This window comes from Sulfuricaulis limicola (assembly GCF_002355735.1).
Lineage (GTDB): Bacteria > Pseudomonadota > Gammaproteobacteria > Acidiferrobacterales > Sulfurifustaceae > Sulfuricaulis > Sulfuricaulis limicola.
In genome coordinates this window covers 2,734,561-2,748,598 of the sequence record NZ_AP014879.1, presented here as the reverse complement: position 1 = coordinate 2,748,598, position 14,038 = coordinate 2,734,561, and the positions used below count along the sequence as shown (strand labels likewise).

At 63.4% G+C, this 14,038-nt stretch carries 14 protein-coding genes; 7 read left to right on the top strand and 7 right to left on the bottom strand.

Translation table 11 applies throughout. The features are described 5' to 3' along the window. Positions 1 to 364: 364 nt before the first annotated feature. Positions 365 to 1,063: a DUF4412 domain-containing protein gene (locus SCL_RS13340; protein WP_096361671.1), complete on the top strand. Its 699-nt coding sequence runs from the start codon at positions 365 to 367 to the stop codon at positions 1,061 to 1,063. Positions 1,064 to 1,080: 17 nt separating this feature from the next. Continuing rightward, on the top strand, positions 1,081 to 1,992 hold the full coding sequence (locus tag SCL_RS13335) for a hypothetical protein (protein ID WP_148665104.1): 912 nt from the start codon (positions 1,081 to 1,083) through the stop codon (positions 1,990 to 1,992). Positions 1,993 to 2,062: 70 nt separating this feature from the next. On the opposite strand, the gene SCL_RS13330 is transcribed toward SCL_RS13335, so the two are convergent. The 5 genes from SCL_RS13330 to SCL_RS13310 all read right to left on the bottom strand — a co-directional run bounded on the left by SCL_RS13330 (position 2,063) and on the right by SCL_RS13310 (position 6,391). After that, entirely contained in the window at positions 2,063 to 2,704 is a 642-nt protein-coding gene (locus tag SCL_RS13330; RefSeq protein WP_096361669.1) for an O-methyltransferase, read from the bottom strand. Positions 2,705 to 2,825: 121 nt separating this feature from the next. Continuing rightward, the gene (locus SCL_RS13325; protein WP_096361668.1) at positions 2,826 to 3,626 is read right to left on the bottom strand and encodes an arsenite methyltransferase; all 801 of its coding nucleotides are present in this window, start codon (positions 3,624 to 3,626) and stop codon (positions 2,826 to 2,828) included. 181 nt (positions 3,627 to 3,807) lie between these two features. Next, positions 3,808 to 4,128 (bottom strand): DsrE family protein, encoded by a 321-nt coding sequence (locus SCL_RS13320; protein ID WP_096361667.1) that lies wholly within the window; start codon positions 4,126 to 4,128, stop codon positions 3,808 to 3,810. A gap of 17 nt (positions 4,129 to 4,145) precedes the next feature. Continuing rightward, the gene (locus tag SCL_RS13315) at positions 4,146 to 5,540 is read right to left on the bottom strand and encodes a VTT domain-containing protein (RefSeq protein WP_172426058.1); all 1,395 of its coding nucleotides are present in this window, start codon (positions 5,538 to 5,540) and stop codon (positions 4,146 to 4,148) included. Next, the gene (locus tag SCL_RS13310; protein WP_096361666.1) at positions 5,537 to 6,391 is read right to left on the bottom strand and encodes a sterol desaturase family protein; all 855 of its coding nucleotides are present in this window, start codon (positions 6,389 to 6,391) and stop codon (positions 5,537 to 5,539) included. Before SCL_RS13310 ends, SCL_RS13315 begins: the two co-directional genes overlap by 4 nt. A gap of 114 nt (positions 6,392 to 6,505) precedes the next feature. On the opposite strand from SCL_RS13310, the gene SCL_RS13305 reads away from it, so the two are divergent. The 4 genes from SCL_RS13305 to SCL_RS13290 all read left to right on the top strand — a co-directional run bounded on the left by SCL_RS13305 (position 6,506) and on the right by SCL_RS13290 (position 11,438). Beyond that, positions 6,506 to 7,198, top strand: a complete 693-nt coding sequence (locus SCL_RS13305; protein WP_096361665.1) for an ArsR/SmtB family transcription factor — start codon at positions 6,506 to 6,508, stop codon at positions 7,196 to 7,198. A gap of 60 nt (positions 7,199 to 7,258) precedes the next feature. Further along, the gene (glnE, locus tag SCL_RS13300) at positions 7,259 to 10,135 is read left to right on the top strand and encodes a bifunctional [glutamate--ammonia ligase]-adenylyl-L-tyrosine phosphorylase/[glutamate--ammonia-ligase] adenylyltransferase (protein ID WP_096361664.1); all 2,877 of its coding nucleotides are present in this window, start codon (positions 7,259 to 7,261) and stop codon (positions 10,133 to 10,135) included. A gap of 118 nt (positions 10,136 to 10,253) precedes the next feature. After that, positions 10,254 to 11,174, top strand: coding sequence for a branched-chain amino acid transaminase (locus tag SCL_RS13295; protein WP_096361663.1), 921 nt, complete (start codon positions 10,254 to 10,256; stop codon positions 11,172 to 11,174). A 54-nt stretch (positions 11,175 to 11,228) separates the two neighbouring features. Further along, the gene (locus SCL_RS13290) at positions 11,229 to 11,438 is read left to right on the top strand and encodes a zinc-finger domain-containing protein (RefSeq protein ID WP_172426057.1); all 210 of its coding nucleotides are present in this window, start codon (positions 11,229 to 11,231) and stop codon (positions 11,436 to 11,438) included. 27 nt (positions 11,439 to 11,465) lie between these two features. Here SCL_RS13290 and SCL_RS13285 read toward each other — a convergent pair whose 3' ends face one another. Both SCL_RS13285 and SCL_RS13280 read right to left on the bottom strand, forming a co-directional pair. After that, positions 11,466 to 12,230 (bottom strand): class I SAM-dependent methyltransferase, encoded by a 765-nt coding sequence (locus tag SCL_RS13285; protein WP_172426056.1) that lies wholly within the window; start codon positions 12,228 to 12,230, stop codon positions 11,466 to 11,468. A gap of 151 nt (positions 12,231 to 12,381) precedes the next feature. Then, the gene (locus tag SCL_RS13280; RefSeq protein ID WP_096361660.1) at positions 12,382 to 12,876 is read right to left on the bottom strand and encodes a DUF456 domain-containing protein; all 495 of its coding nucleotides are present in this window, start codon (positions 12,874 to 12,876) and stop codon (positions 12,382 to 12,384) included. A 150-nt stretch (positions 12,877 to 13,026) separates the two neighbouring features. Between SCL_RS13280 and waaF the strand changes: the two genes are divergently transcribed. Beyond that, positions 13,027 to 14,031, top strand: a complete 1,005-nt coding sequence (waaF, locus tag SCL_RS13275; protein WP_096361659.1) for a lipopolysaccharide heptosyltransferase II — start codon at positions 13,027 to 13,029, stop codon at positions 14,029 to 14,031. Positions 14,032 to 14,038: the final 7 nt, after the last annotated feature.

Below are 14,038 nucleotides of genomic sequence, written 5' to 3'. Positions count from 1 at the left end.
TCGGCGCTCGCCTAACTCGCCGGGCGCATGCACCCGGGGCGCGCCGATCCGCGGCGCGCCCGTTCGGCGGCATGGAAGTCCACCGGACTTCCATGAATACTCCGCCTCACCCTCGGGCTCGATCAGGAGGCTCGCGAAAGCCCCGAGGCGGGCTGCGATGCTCGGCGGCGGCGACGGGATCATCAAAACACAACTCAGTTTTGACGGTGTTGCCTGTAGCCCAGTTAGTTAAGGCTTTCTGATCAAGTTTGCGTCATCGCGCTTGCCGTCCACCAGCCCTTCCTCTACGCTGCGCGAACTTCGGTAACGTTAATAATTTTTGCAGGGCATAGCGTTCAACATAAACAAGCAGGAGATCCTCTCAATGCAAATGAAAAAATGGTTGATCGTGGCAGGTTTCGTGGTGGCCGCGCCGGTGTTGGCGACGCCGCCCGCCAGCGTCGAGTACTCGGCCGACTGGAACATGGAAACCGCGGACGGGGCCGTCAAGGGCAAAATTTACCAGGCGCCGAACAAGGAGCGCCGCGAGATGAACAACGACGGCGAGAAGATGGTCATGATCATGCGCCGCGACAAAAAGATGGCCTGGAACCTGATGCCCTCCGAGCGCATGTACATGGAGATGAAACTGACCGATCCGAAGGTCGGCCGGGACGATCCGATGAACTACGACGTCGAGCAGACCACGGTCGGGCCGGACACGGTCAACGGCGTGCAGACCACCAAGAGCAAGATCATCATGAAGGAGAAAAAACCCAACGGCGCGAAGATGGGCGGGTTCTGGTGGATGACCAAAGACAACATCATGATGAAACTCGACGTCATCTCGGTCGACAAGGGCAAAAAGGACCGCATGAAGATGGAGCTCGACAACCTCAAGATCGGCAAGCAGGACGCCTCGTTGTTCGAGGTTCCGTCCGGTTACAGCAAGATGGACATGGGCGGCATGGGCAAGATGATGATGGGCGGTGAAGGTGGCGACGCTCCCGCGGGGGACAGCGCCAAGGGCACCAAGGAGAAGGGCGGTTTCGGCATCAAAGACGCCATCAAGCTGCTGAAGTAATCATGGGGAGTCATTTCATGCGCATGAGAAAAATCCTGCCGGCTTGTGTCCTGTCATGCTGCCTCACGGGCCTGATGGCGCCAGCCGCATTCGCCGACGGCTGCCCGGACCAGGAGATCGCCGTCGAGACGCTGAAAATGAAGAGAGCCGAGGACAGCGAGAAGGCCGGGAAACTGAAGGAAGCGTTCAACGCGGCCAAAACCGTCGCCTGGGAATGTCTTGGCAACGACGCCGGCAAACGGCGCGAGGCCCTGATCAAACGCGTGGGTCGCACGCTCGGTGACCAGGAGGAAAAGCAGGGCCGGCTCAAGGAGGCCTTCGACTGGTACCTGGCCGCGGGTCTGGAGGCCGACGCGGATCGCGTGATGCTGAAGCGGGCCAACGCGAAACCGGACGACACCAATGCCGTCGGCAACGCCATTGATCACTTCAAGCGCCGCAACAACGAGGCGCGGGTCAGGGAGATGCGCGGGATCGCCGCGCGCAACGTGGACAAATGGCTCACCGCCGAAGACAAGGCGTTCGCGGCGCGCAAGGATTCGCGCGAGGAACTCGGCAAGGCCAGGGACTGGGTGTACTACGCCGAGGCAGGATCCGGAAAAGTAACCGAGCGCGCGGAAAAGCGTGGCGACACGCTGGCCACCGACGATGCGCGTCGCTCCATCGAGAACGCCATTGCCTATTACCAGTTCGCCGACAAACCGCAAAAAGCGAAAGGCGTGCGGGACAAGGCGCGCAAGCTCGGCGACGAACATGCGCGCAAGGGCGAGAACAAACTGGCGGTGGAGTTCTACAGCCTTGCCGGCGATGATGCCAAAGCCGCGGCGCTGGAAAAGAAGTCGGAGGCGGAGAAGCAAAAGACCGAATCCGCGCGGCAGGACAAATTCAAGAAGGACCAGCAATCGTTGGAGAAAGAGCTCGGTTTATAGAGCAGGCGGAGTATCAGCACAGAAAGGCCCCGTTATCCGGGGCCTTTTTTATTAACGGCCGGCGCTGATATCAGCGTTTTCGAATCAGGCTCACGCCATCCCGCACCGGCAGCATCACGCACTCGACGCGCGCGTCGCGTCGCGCGTGTCGGTTGAAGCGCACCACGGCGCGGTCGGTTTGCTTCTTCGGCGCCAACACGCGCCCGGACCATAAAACATTGTCGGCCACGATCAGCCCGCCGGCACGCAGCCGCGGCAGCACCGCTTCGTAGTAGTTCACGTAGTTTTCCTTGTCGGCGTCCAGGAACACGAAATCAAATTTCGTCGCACGCGGCAGGCCGGCGAGCGTTTCCAGTGCCGGGCCGAGGTGAATCTTGATCTTGCATCCGTGCCGGCTGCGGTCGAAGAACGACTGTGCGATCACGGCATGCTCCGGTTTGATCTCGCAGGTGAGGAGCCGGCCGTTTTTGGGCAGGGCCCCGGCCAGGCACAGCGCGGAATAGCCGGTGAAGGTGCCGATCTCGAGCACGCGCCGCGCATCGCTCAGACGTACGAGCATGGCCAGCAGCGTGCCCTCGTGCGGTCCGATGAGCATCCGGGCATCGGTACAGTTCCGCCGGGTGTACTTTTCCAGTTCCTGCAGCAGCTTGCCGCGCGGGCTGGTGTGGCGCAGGCAGTATTCTTCGATCTTTCGGGGGATTATCGCTTTCACGAACGACTCCTCCTGCGGCGATGAAGCAGTGACATTATTTCTTCAGCCGCTGCCCGGCGGCAACAAAAAGACCTTGTTTCCAGGACCTTTCTTTCCGTTACCACCGGCGGTCCATCGCGGGCTAGCCCCGTGGCTTTACCGCTTCGATGGTGGCCGACACCACGTAATCCTCGATCTTGCTTCCGGGCGCCCAGTCGCGGATGAAGGAGCGGCTTTCGTTCTTGGGTTTGAGGTGGATGTCCACAAAGCCGGCAGCGGCAAGCATGCTTTCGATCTCGTCGATCAGGGAGGCGCCGGCCATGCAACCGGTGTAGAGCGTTATGTCGTGTCGCACCGTTTCGGGCAAGACGGCGGTGGCGACGACGTCGGAGATCGCCAGTCGACCGCCGGGCTTCAGGACGCGAAAAGTCTCCTTGAAAACCCGTTCCTTGTCGGGCGACAGGTTGATCACGCAATTCGAGATGATCACGTCCACCGAATGATCGGCAAGCGGCAGGTGTTCGATCTCGCCGAGGCGGAACTCGACATTGTGATAGCCGCCTTGGTCGGCGTTCGCGCGCGCCTTGGAGATCATCGCCGGCGTCATGTCGACGCCGATCACGTGTCCGTGTTCCCCGATCTGACGCGCCGCCAGGAAACAGTCGAACCCGCCGCCGCTGCCGAGATCGAGGACGGTTTCCCCGGGCGTTAACGCGGCGATGGCCTGCGGATTGCCGCAGCCCAGGCCCATGTTGGCGCCATCGGGAACCGTCGCCACGTCCGTCTGTGAATACCCGAGCGTTACCGACGCGTCGGCCGCGGAGGTATTAGCCCCGGTGCCGCAGCAGCTTGGTCCGCAGCCGCAAGCCGCGTCGGATTGCGCCACCTCGCTGTATCTTTGCCGGACGGCTTGGCGGATTTCGTCGTGTTTCAGGGATGGCATGAGCGTTTCCAGTCGTTAGTAGTGAAGCATAACATCACCGGATATTTTGCCATGATCCGGTTTGCGCAAGAGTGCCGCCAGAAGCCCGCCCCACGGCAAAGCGGGATAGTCAGGGTAGACTGCTTCTTGATGTGCGGCCAGTGTTCGTGGGGCTCAGGCGATGCACCCGCTGGGTAGCGCTCTAAAACGTAACGACCCGGTCGCTGTCGCGCACGATTTCATACAGATCCTTCATGGTCGACACTGGACACAGTTCCGAGCCCTCTGAATGTCGCAGTTTGAGGCAGGTGCCGCAGGCCAGGATGTCGCCGCCGAGACCGAGAAATTCCCGCATCTGCGTGCTGACCGCGAAACGTTCGGTGTCGAGCTTTTCGCATTCGACGCCGCGCGCCAGCAAAAACAGCCTGACGCTGTCGCCCTGTTTCAGCGCAAAGATGCCAAGTCGCAGCGCGTTCCACGCGGTTTCCGCTTCCGGTGTATAAATGACAATGCCGAGTTTCATATCCGCACCTCTCTTTCTCAGAAGGTCAAAACGATGTCGCTTTCCTTGACCCAGCCTGCGAGCGCCGTCATCGAACCGGTTTGCACGCCGGCGATGAGATCGCGTTCGTCGAGCTTGCATTCGTTCATCGCCATGGCGCAGGCGCGCACTTCGAGCCCGCACTCCATGAGTTCGGTGAGAAGTTTTTCGAGATCCACGGCGCCGTCCGGCACGCGGTGGCCGCGCCTGGCGAGTACCGCGCCGTCGTCGAGCAGGTGCACGCGCACCTTCATGTCCTCGGCCAGCGCCGCGCCGGCGAAGCGCAGCGCATGCCAGGCCTTGTTGTCACCCTGATAGGGCGCGTTCTGGATCACGATGGTGACGGTCTTGCCGGTGCCGGCGCTGACACCGCCCGGCACCGGCATGGCGGAACATTCGTTACCCGAAGCGGCCGGCACCGCTTGTCCCTGCGCCTGTCGCCAGCCGACCATGCCATCGTTAACGAGCAGCGCCTGTTTGAAGCCGGTCTCGCGCAGCATCTGCACCGCCTTGCCGGACATGCGGTTGGTGCGGCAGACCACGGCCAGCGGGCGGTCGCGATAGCGATCGAGTTCCGGCAGGCGCCTGGGCAACTCGTCGAGCGGAATGTTGAGCGCGCCGTCGATGTGGCCGAGATCGCCGGCATAATCCTTGGCGGTGCGCACGTCGAGCACGGTGATGTCGTCGCGCCGTTCGAGCCGCTGCTTGAGCTCGGCGCTGGAAAGCCCGGCGCCGGCCTCTGCCGGCGCGCCACGCAGGCGCTTGATCAGGCGCGGCAGGAAGGCCACCAGCGCGAGCAGGGCCAGTGCCAGCAGGCCCTTCTGGATCAGGCCTTCGCCGCCCGCGACCGCTTCGCGCCCGGCGTAGCCGAGATAGGTGAAGGCCAGCGCGCCGGGGAACATGAAGATGAATGAGGCCGCCACGTAGGGTACGAGCCCGATGCGCGTGAGCCCGAGCGCGTAATTGAGCAGGATGAACGGGAACAGCGGCACCAGCCGCACGAAGGCGACGAATTTCCAGCCCTCGGCGTCCACGCCGTCGAGCAGTTTCCCGAGGATGCCGCCGGCGCGCTGCCGGACCCAGTCCTGGGCCAGGTAACGCGCAATGAGGAACGCCAGGGTGGCGCCGAGGGTGGCACCGGTCAGACAGTAGAGCGTGCCCCAGACCGGGCCGAACAGCGCGCCGCCGGCAAGGGTGAGCAGGGAGCCGGGCAGGAACAGCACGGTCGCCACGCCATACAGCGCGATGAAGAGCAGCGGCCCCAGCGCCCCGGCATTTTTAACCCAGCTCTCCAGCGCCGCGACATTGAGCTGATCGCGATACAGCCAGGCGCCGCCGATGGCCGCCACCAGCGCGGCGAATAGAACGATACGCGTGAGCGTTTGGCGGTTCATGACTTGCCACCCCATTCGCGCCGGTTGATAGCATAACCGGTGACACGCCCGCGGAACGGCAGGATCAGCATGCCGGGCAGGTCGCTGGCCAGTTTCGGTTCGCGGAAATCGCGGATGCCGATGGTCATGGCCTCGTGCCCGGCATCCGGCTGGGCCTTGTAGGTGCCGAACAGGCGGTCCCAGAGCGAAAGGTTGAAGCCGAAGTTGCTGTTGGTCTCGTAGTCCTCGATCGAATGGTGCACGCGGTGCATGTCGGGCGTGACGATGAACTGACGCAGCACGCGATCGAACGCCGGCGGCAGGCGCAGGTTGCCGTGGTTGAACATCGAGGTGGCGTTGAGCAACACCTCGAAGATGATCACGGCCGCGACTGGCGCGCCGACGACGGCGATGACCGCGAACTTGATGAGCATCGACAGCAGAATTTCGATCGGGTGGAAGCGCGCGCCGGTGGTGACGTCGAAATCGAGATCGGCGTGGTGCATGCGATGCAGCCGCCATAGCGCCGGCACCGCATGGAACATCACGTGTTGCAGGTAGATGGCGAAGTCGAGGATCACCACGGAGGCGATGATCGCGAACCAGACCGGGGCCTCGGAAAAATAATTGAATACACCCCAGCCGCGGTTCGCGGCGAACGCGGCGAAGCCCGCTGCCGTCGCGGGTAGCAGAAGACGGACCAGCGCGCTGTTGAGGAAGACGATGCCGAGATTACTCGCCCAGCGCCGCAGCTTGGAGACGGTCAGCCGGCGCCGGGGAAACAGGATCTCGGCCCCGGCCACGATCACCAGCATCCCGAAGAAAGCCGTCAGGCGTATCACCGTTTCATTTTGCAGCAGTGCTTGCAGCATCAGGGCCCCGCGTATCCTTTGAAATAGTTATCAGTTTTAATAATTACTTGAATTAATAGGCGCGTATGCTAGTATTCAAGTACTCAATTGAATACTAGATTATAGAACTCGGCGATGTCAAGACAGAACCTGAAACAGCAGATTTACAGCCAGGTGGCGCGCATCGGTAAGGTGGTCGGTCATGGCCACCGGCTCGAGCTGCTCGAATATCTGGCGCAGGGCGAGCGCACGGTCGAGGCGCTGGCCAAACTCACCGGCCTGTCGGTGGCGAATACGTCACAACATCTGCGGGTCATGCGCCAAAGCGGACTCGTGGAAGCGCGCAAGGACGGCCTGTATGTTTATTACAGTCTGACCGACGATGAAATCGTCCGCCTGCTTTCCAGCATGCGCAAGCTGGCCGAGTCGCACCTGGCCGATGTGGATCGTCTGGTGCGCTCCTATCTCACCGTCAAGGATGAACTCGAACCGATTCCGCGACAGGAGCTGCTTGATCGCGCACGCCGGGGCATCGTCACGGTGCTCGATGTGCGACCATCCGAGGAATTTGCGTCCGGGCATGTCCCGGGCGCCGTCAATGTATCGCTGAAGGACCTCGAGCAGTGGCTCAAGAAACTCCCGCACAACCAGGAAATCGTTGCTTACTGCCGCGGTCCCCATTGCGTCCTCGCCTTCGAAGCCGTGGCCAAGTTGCGCGAAAATGGATTCCAGGCGCGCCGGCTCGAGGACGGTTTTCCGGAGTGGCGTGAAGCGGGATTGCCGGTCGAGAAATCCATCATGCCGGAATCGGAAAACAGCAAAGCCTGACCGTAATCACTTGCGGCGTACCCGCGAGTAAACCCCTGCCCCTTTGGGTATCATGGCGGCATGTCCGATCCCGCTCAACAAACGTTCGATGCGGCACTCGCCGCGATTCCCGAGCCGCTGCGGGGGCAGGTTTCCGCCCAGTGGCAGGAACTCGCACCGCATATAACAGCGCTGCCACCGGGCCCGTGGCTCGAAACCCTGCCACGCGTATTCGCCGCGAGTGAATTCGTCGCCCGCGGCTGTGTCCAGCAACCAGCGTTGCTTAATGAACTGGTTATCTCCGGTCATCTCTTTGACCCATATCCGGCCGGAGATTTGACGCGCCGGGTTGCGAAATTTCTCGGTGATGCCGCGGACGAGCCGGCGCTGAAAACCCGCCTGCGCCAGCTGCGCCGGCGCGAGATGCTGCGCATCGCCTGGCGCGACCTGGCCGGCTGGGCCGATCTCGACGAAACCCTGACCACGCTGTCGGAGTTCGCCGATGCCTGTGTCGACGGTGCACTGGCCAGACTTTATGCCTGGACGGTAGAGAAAAGCGGAGAGCCCAAAGGTGAGCAAAGCGGCCGGCCGCAGCGGCTGGTGGTGCTGGCGCTGGGCAAGCTCGGCGGGCAGGAGCTGAATTTTTCCTCCGACATCGATCTCATGTTTGCCTACCCGGAAGAGGGCGAAACGCCGGGCGCGCCGCCGCTGAGCAACCACGAGTTTTTCATTCGCCTCGGCCAGGCGCTGATCAACGCGTTGAACGAGAACACCGCTGACGGTTTCGTGTTTCGCGTGGACATGCGCCTGCGCCCGAACGGTGCCAGCGGGCCGCTGGCGCTGTCCTTCGGCGCCATGGAGCACTATTACCAGACCCACGGGCGTGAGTGGGAGCGCTATGCCTTCATCAAGGCACGCGTGATCGCGGGCGACCGGGAGGCCGGCGCGGAACTGCTCAAGACGCTCAAGCCCTTCGTGTACCGCAAGTACCTCGATTACGGGACCATCGAATCGATCCGCGGGATGAAGGCCATGATCGAGCGCGAGACGACACGCAAGGGCATGCAGGGCAACATCAAGCTCGGGCGCGGCGGCATCCGCGAGATCGAGTTCATCGCCCAGACACAGCAGCTGATCCGCGGCGGCCGCGAACCGCAGCTGCAAGAGCGCCGCCTGCTCACGGTGTTGCCGCGGCTGGCGGCCGCGGGCTGCATGGATGCTGGGACCGCAGAGGAGCTGACGCAGGCCTATATTTTCCTGCGCAACGTCGAACACCGCTTGCAGATGGCGGCCGATCAGCAGACCCAGCAGCTGCCCACCGACGAGATGGCGCAGACGAGGCTTGCCTTCGCCAGCGGTTTCGCTGATGTGAAAGGCCTGGCAAACGAGCTCGAACGCCAGCGCGAAAAAGTACATCGGCATTTTGCCCAGCTGTTTCGCACCGAGGACGATGCCGCCGGCGAGCGTGAACCCGACCGGCTCGCGGCCGTGTGGCAGGGAACGGCCGATGCCGAGAGCGCCCGGCAGATTTTGCGCGACAGCGGTTATGCGCAGCCGGAAGAAACGCTGAGCCTGATAAACGCGCTGCGCGAGGGACCGATGGTCAGTGCCTACTCGACCGGCGCCCGCGCGCGCATCGACCGGGTGGTGCCGCTGGTGCTGCAGGCGGCCGGCCGGAGCGACGACCCGCAGACGACCCTGCAGCGGCTGGTGCATTTGCTCGAGGCCGTCGGCCGGCGCACCGTTTATTTCTCGCTCATGGCGGAAAACCCGCAGGTGCTCACGCAGCTCGTACGCCTCGGCAGCGCCAGCCCGTGGATCGCGAGCTGGATCGCGCAGCACCCGATTTTGCTCGATGAGTTGCTCAACCCGGCGCTGTATGAATTGCCGACGCCGGAGGCATTGCAAGACGAGTTGCGCCAGCGGCTCGCGCACATTCCCGAAGAGGATCTGGAATTGCAAATGGAAGTGCTGCGTGAATTCCGCCACGGCCACGTGTTGCGCGTGGCGGCGACCGACATCGGTCCGGGCCTGGCCCCGGAGCAGACCGGCGCGGCCCTCGCCGCGGTGGCGGAAAGCATGGTCACGGCGGCGCTGGAACTGGCCGCGCGCGATCTCGAGCGCAAACACGGCGCCCCGCGGTGCCCGGGCCGCGAGACGCCGCCCGGTTTTGCCGTCATCGGTTATGGCAAGCTCGGCAGCCACGAGCTCGGTTACGGTTCCGACCTCGATATGATTTTTCTTTACGAGGGGTGTGATGAGGGCATGACCCATGGAGCGCGGGCGCTCCCGAACGAGGCGTTCTTCGCGCGTCTCGGCCAGCGCCTGATTCATATCCTCACCACCCGCACGCCCGGCGGCATCCTGTATGAAGTCGACATGCGCCTGCGCCCGAGCGGCAAGAGCGGCCCGCTGGTGACCAGCCTGGCAGCCTTCCGCGATTACCAGCGCGACCATGCCTGGACCTGGGAGCATCAGGCGCTGGTGCGGGCCCGGCCGGTGGCGGGCAGCCCGGTCCTGGCGCGACAATTTGCGGAGGTTCGTGAGGAAATCCTGCGCCGGCCGCGCGACCCCGCCAGGCTCAAGACCGAGGTGCGGGAAATGCGCGACAAGATGGCGGCCGAAAAGGTACGCCACGACGACACGCAGGCCGACGTGAAGCACGACCCGGGTGGTATCGTCGATATCGAATTTATGGTGCAATACTGGGTATTGCGGTGGGCACATGATCATCCCGGGCTCACCCGCCACACGGAAAACATCCAACTGCTGGAAGCCCTCAAGGCAGAGGGCCTGCTGGAACCGGCGCGGGCCGAACTGCTGACGCAGGCTTGGCGCCGTTATCTTTCCGTGGAGCATCGCCTCAAGCTGATGGAGCGCGGCTCGCTGGCCGATCCCGCGGAACTCGGCGACTGGCCGGGGAAGGTGCGGGAAGTCTGGGAGGAAGTATTTGATTAAAAAGTTGGACAGGATTTACAGGATTAACAGGATTAAGGCGAGAAACGTAAAAAGGTTTTTTTAGTTTGAAATCCTGTTAATCCTGTCTATTTATTGGTTTTATCTGGAGATTACTTCGATGTCGATGGCGGATCGTGACGGTGTCATCTGGTACGACGGCAAGCTGGTGCCGTGGCGCGAGGCCACGACCCATGTGCTGACGCACACGCTGCATTACGGCATGGGCGTGTTCGAAGGCGTACGCGCGTACAAGAGCACCAAGGGCCCGGCGGTCTTTCGCCTGCCGGCGCACACCGATCGCCTGTTCCGCTCGGCGCATATCCTCGGCATGAAAATCCCGTACGACAAGAGCGCGATCAACGAGGCCACGCGCGCCGCGGTGCGCGAGAACAAGCTGGAAAGCGCCTACATCCGCCCCATGTGCTTCTACGGCAGCGAGGCCATGGGCCTGCGCGCCGAGGGGCTCAAGGTGCACGTGATCGTGGCCGCCTGGAGCTGGGGCGCCTACCTCGGCGAGGACGGACAGAAAAACGGCATCAAGGTGCGCACCGCCTCGATCAACCGGCATCACGTGAACATCACCATGTGCCGCGCCAAGGCCAACGGCCAGTACATGAACTCGATGCTGGCGCTGCGCGAGGCGCAGAGCGCCGGCTGCGACGAGGCCCTGTTGCTCGATGTCGAGGGCTTTGTGTCCGAGGGCAGCGGCGAGAACATCTTCATCGTGCGCGACGGCGTGATGTACACGCCCGACCTCACCTCGGCGCTCGACGGCATCACGCGCGCCACCATCGTGCAGCTGGCCAGCGAGCTCGGCATCAAGGTGGTCGAGAAGCGCATCACGCGCGACGAGGTGTACATCGCCGACGAGGCCTTCTTCACCGGCACCGCCGCCGAGGTGACGCCGATCCGCGAGCTCGACGGCCGCGCCATCGGCAAGGGCACGCGCGGCCCGGTCACCGAGAAGCTGCAGACTCTTTATTTCGACGTGGTGCACGGCCGCAGCCACCAGCACCTGGAATGGCTGACGCCGGTTTAATACATGTAGCGCGGGTTAGGCGTTTTTTGCCGTAACCCGCCGGATGAGGAAATCATGGTGAGCACGCAAGCAAACGAAGCCAAAAAAATCCCCGCCAACACGCAGAACCGCTACGAGGTCACGCGCGCGGACCTGCCCTTGTCCTGCCCGATGCCGGGCATGTCACTGTGGAATTCGCATCCGCGCGTGTATCTGCCGATCGAGGCCAGTGGCGAAGAGCGTTGTCCTTACTGTGGCGCGGTGTACGTCCTCAAAGACAAATAATTCCTCGAAGAGGAATGCCGAAGCTGCCTAACCCGCGGCCAGCTGTGGCTTGCGCGCCTTGTGTATCCCCACCGTTCCGCCCAGCACCGAATGCCCGCTGATCTGGGAGAAGCCCAGCTCCGAGAGCAGGGCGGAAAGCTCTTCCGTCGAGTAGAACATGCGGATGGCGTCGATAAAGTAGTTGCGGCATTTCAGTGACGCCGGGCCGCTGCGGAACACCCGGGGAATGATGCCCATGATGGCCTTGAGGTACAGATAGTAGAACTCCTCCACCAGCTTGTTGGCCGGCCGCAGCATGTCGCAGTGATGGAAATGCCCGCCGGGCTTGAGCACGCGGTTGATCTCGGAGAACACATCGATGACGCGCAAATGCCGCGTCGCCCATTGCAGCGTCACGACATCGAAATAATTGTCCGGAAACGGCAGGTGGTGCACGTCGCAGATGAAGGCCTTGATCCGGAAACCATGGCGCTGGGCGCGATCCCGGCCGACTTCCTGCATCGCCACGCTGCGGTCTACCGCGTAGACGTCGAGCTCCGGCTGTTTTTTCAACAGGCTGATGCCGATGACGTTGGTCCCGGCGCACACGTCCAGCACCTTGTGGTTGGGCTGGATGTCGATGGTGGAGATGAAACGATCGCGCAGCCGGTTCAGCAGGCCGAGCGTGGCGAAAATATTAGCGCGGTCGTAGTACTGTGCGACATCGGAAAAGACCTCGTTCAGCTCGTTCGACCAGATGGGCTGGAACGCCTTTTCGCGGTCAATTTCCTTGCTGGCATAACAGTAATTCATGGTGTTCCTCGCTCTGGATGGGCCGTCCCGGTCCTGATGCCGGAATCGAATAATCATATGCAAATCCGGCGGCCCGGCAATTGATCTATTTCAACTTTCCTGACAGCGCCAGTGTACTACCCTTTTCGCCGGGAAATTTCCGGGCGGCGCGCTAGTTTCCCCCGGCAAAGCGGGCAATGGCGAATATTCCCAGCATGGTAAAGGCGATGGCGAGTTTGGCCGCGGTTCCCAGCACGATTCCCACGGTCGCGCCGAAACCGGCGCGACCGGCTTTTCCCAGATGACGCTGCGTGGAAAACTCGCCGACCACCGCGCCGACGAAAGGCCCCAGCAGGATGCCCGGCAGGCCGAAGAAAATCCCCACCCCCGCGCCGACGACGGCGCCGGTGACGGCGCGCGGCGAGGCGCCATAGCGTTTGGCGCCGAAGGCGCTGGCGAACAGATCGGCCGGGTAGGTCAGCAGCGCCAGCACGCCCAGCGCCGTCAGCGTGCCCCAGCCGACATAAACGAAATCATCGGCCCACGCCGCCACGGCGAGGCCGGCGAACAGCAGCACGGCGCCCGGCAACATCGGCAGGAACAACCCGGCGAATCCCGCCAGCACCAGCAGGGCGGCCAGCACCCACAGCAGAATGGAGAGTTCCATCGGCGCATTTTAATCGGTTCCGCCGGCCGCGGTTGAACCCGATTCAGCGACTGCCTAGAATCCCCGCATGCGCGGGACCAGCGTCCACCCCCCTCTCCCGAAGTCTTCCGACCGGCGGCGCGCCAGCTTCACACGGCGCATTTGACCGGCATGGCCCAACGTCTTCTCGTCGTCGGCCCGTCCTGGGTCGGCGACATGGTGCTGGCGCAGAGCCTGTTCCAGGTCCTCAAGCAGCGTCATCCCGGTGCGCGTCTCGACGTGCTGGCACCCGCCTGGACGCATCCGTTGCTGGCGCGCATGCCGGAGGTGGACGCGGCGATTGCGGCGCCGTTCGTGCACGGGCGGCTCGGGCTCGGCGCGCGGTGGCGTCTCGGGCGCGAACTGCGCGCGCGCGATTACGACCGCGCCATCGTGTTGCCCAACTCGCTCAAGTCCGCCATCGTTCCTTTCATCGCGCGCGCCCGCGTACGCACCGGCTTCACGGGTGAGTGGCGTTACGGCCTGCTCAACGACGTGCGCCGGCTCGACAAGCAGAAGCTGCCGCGCACGGTGGACCGGTTCGTCGCGCTCGGCATCGCGCCGGACGAAGCGCTGCCGGAGATTCCCCTGCCGCGACTGCAGGCGGACGCGGACAAGGCGCGTGCCACGCTGTCGCGCTGGAACCGCCATCCGCCCGTGACGCCGGTGCTGGGACTGTGTCCCGGCGCCGAATACGGTCCGGCCAAGCGCTGGCCGGCGGAATATTTTGCCGCGGTGGCGAACGCGGCGCTCGCCGAGGGCCGGGAGGTGTGGCTGTTCGGCTCGAACAAGGACCAACCCGAAACCGCCGCCGTTCAGTCCCTCACGCAGGGACGCTGCCTCGATCTCGCCGGCCAGACCACGCTGGAAGAGGCGCTCGACCTGCTGTCGCTGACCGCTGCCGTGGTCAGCAACGACTCGGGCCTCATGCACGTGGCCGCGGCGCTCGATCGCCCGGTCGTGGCCCTGTACGGTTCCTCGGACCCGCGTCACACGCCGCCGATGAGCGCCAAGGCCACGGTGCTCTGGCTCGGTCTGTCGTGCAGTCCGTGCTTCAAACGCGAGTGCCCGCTGGGGCATCTCAACTGCCTGCGACAGCTCACGCCGGAGCGCGTGCTCGCGGCGCTCAAGAAGTAAGGCCTGA

Bases quoted from the DNA above. Each gene is read 5' to 3' on its own strand.
- SCL_RS13325 (WP_096361668.1), bottom strand. From the start codon at position 3,626: ATGCCATCCCTGAAACACGACGAAATCCGCCAAGCCGTCCGGCAAAGA.
- SCL_RS13335 (WP_148665104.1), top strand. From the start codon at position 1,081: ATGCGCATGAGAAAAATCCTGCCGGCTTGTGTCCTGTCATGCTGCCTC.
- waaF (WP_096361659.1), top strand. From the start codon at position 13,027: ATGGCCCAACGTCTTCTCGTCGTCGGCCCGTCCTGGGTCGGCGACATG.
- glnE (WP_096361664.1), top strand. From the start codon at position 7,259: ATGTCCGATCCCGCTCAACAAACGTTCGATGCGGCACTCGCCGCGATT.
- SCL_RS13285 (WP_172426056.1), bottom strand. From the start codon at position 12,230: ATGAATTACTGTTATGCCAGCAAGGAAATTGACCGCGAAAAGGCGTTC.
- SCL_RS13310 (WP_096361666.1), bottom strand. From the start codon at position 6,391: ATGCTGCAAGCACTGCTGCAAAATGAAACGGTGATACGCCTGACGGCT.
- SCL_RS13295 (WP_096361663.1), top strand. From the start codon at position 10,254: ATGTCGATGGCGGATCGTGACGGTGTCATCTGGTACGACGGCAAGCTG.
- SCL_RS13340 (WP_096361671.1), top strand. From the start codon at position 365: ATGCAAATGAAAAAATGGTTGATCGTGGCAGGTTTCGTGGTGGCCGCG.
- SCL_RS13320 (WP_096361667.1), bottom strand. From the start codon at position 4,128: ATGAAACTCGGCATTGTCATTTATACACCGGAAGCGGAAACCGCGTGG.
- SCL_RS13280 (WP_096361660.1), bottom strand. From the start codon at position 12,876: ATGGAACTCTCCATTCTGCTGTGGGTGCTGGCCGCCCTGCTGGTGCTG.
- SCL_RS13305 (WP_096361665.1), top strand. From the start codon at position 6,506: ATGTCAAGACAGAACCTGAAACAGCAGATTTACAGCCAGGTGGCGCGC.
- SCL_RS13290 (WP_172426057.1), top strand. From the start codon at position 11,229: ATGGTGAGCACGCAAGCAAACGAAGCCAAAAAAATCCCCGCCAACACG.
- SCL_RS13315 (WP_172426058.1), bottom strand. From the start codon at position 5,540: ATGAACCGCCAAACGCTCACGCGTATCGTTCTATTCGCCGCGCTGGTG.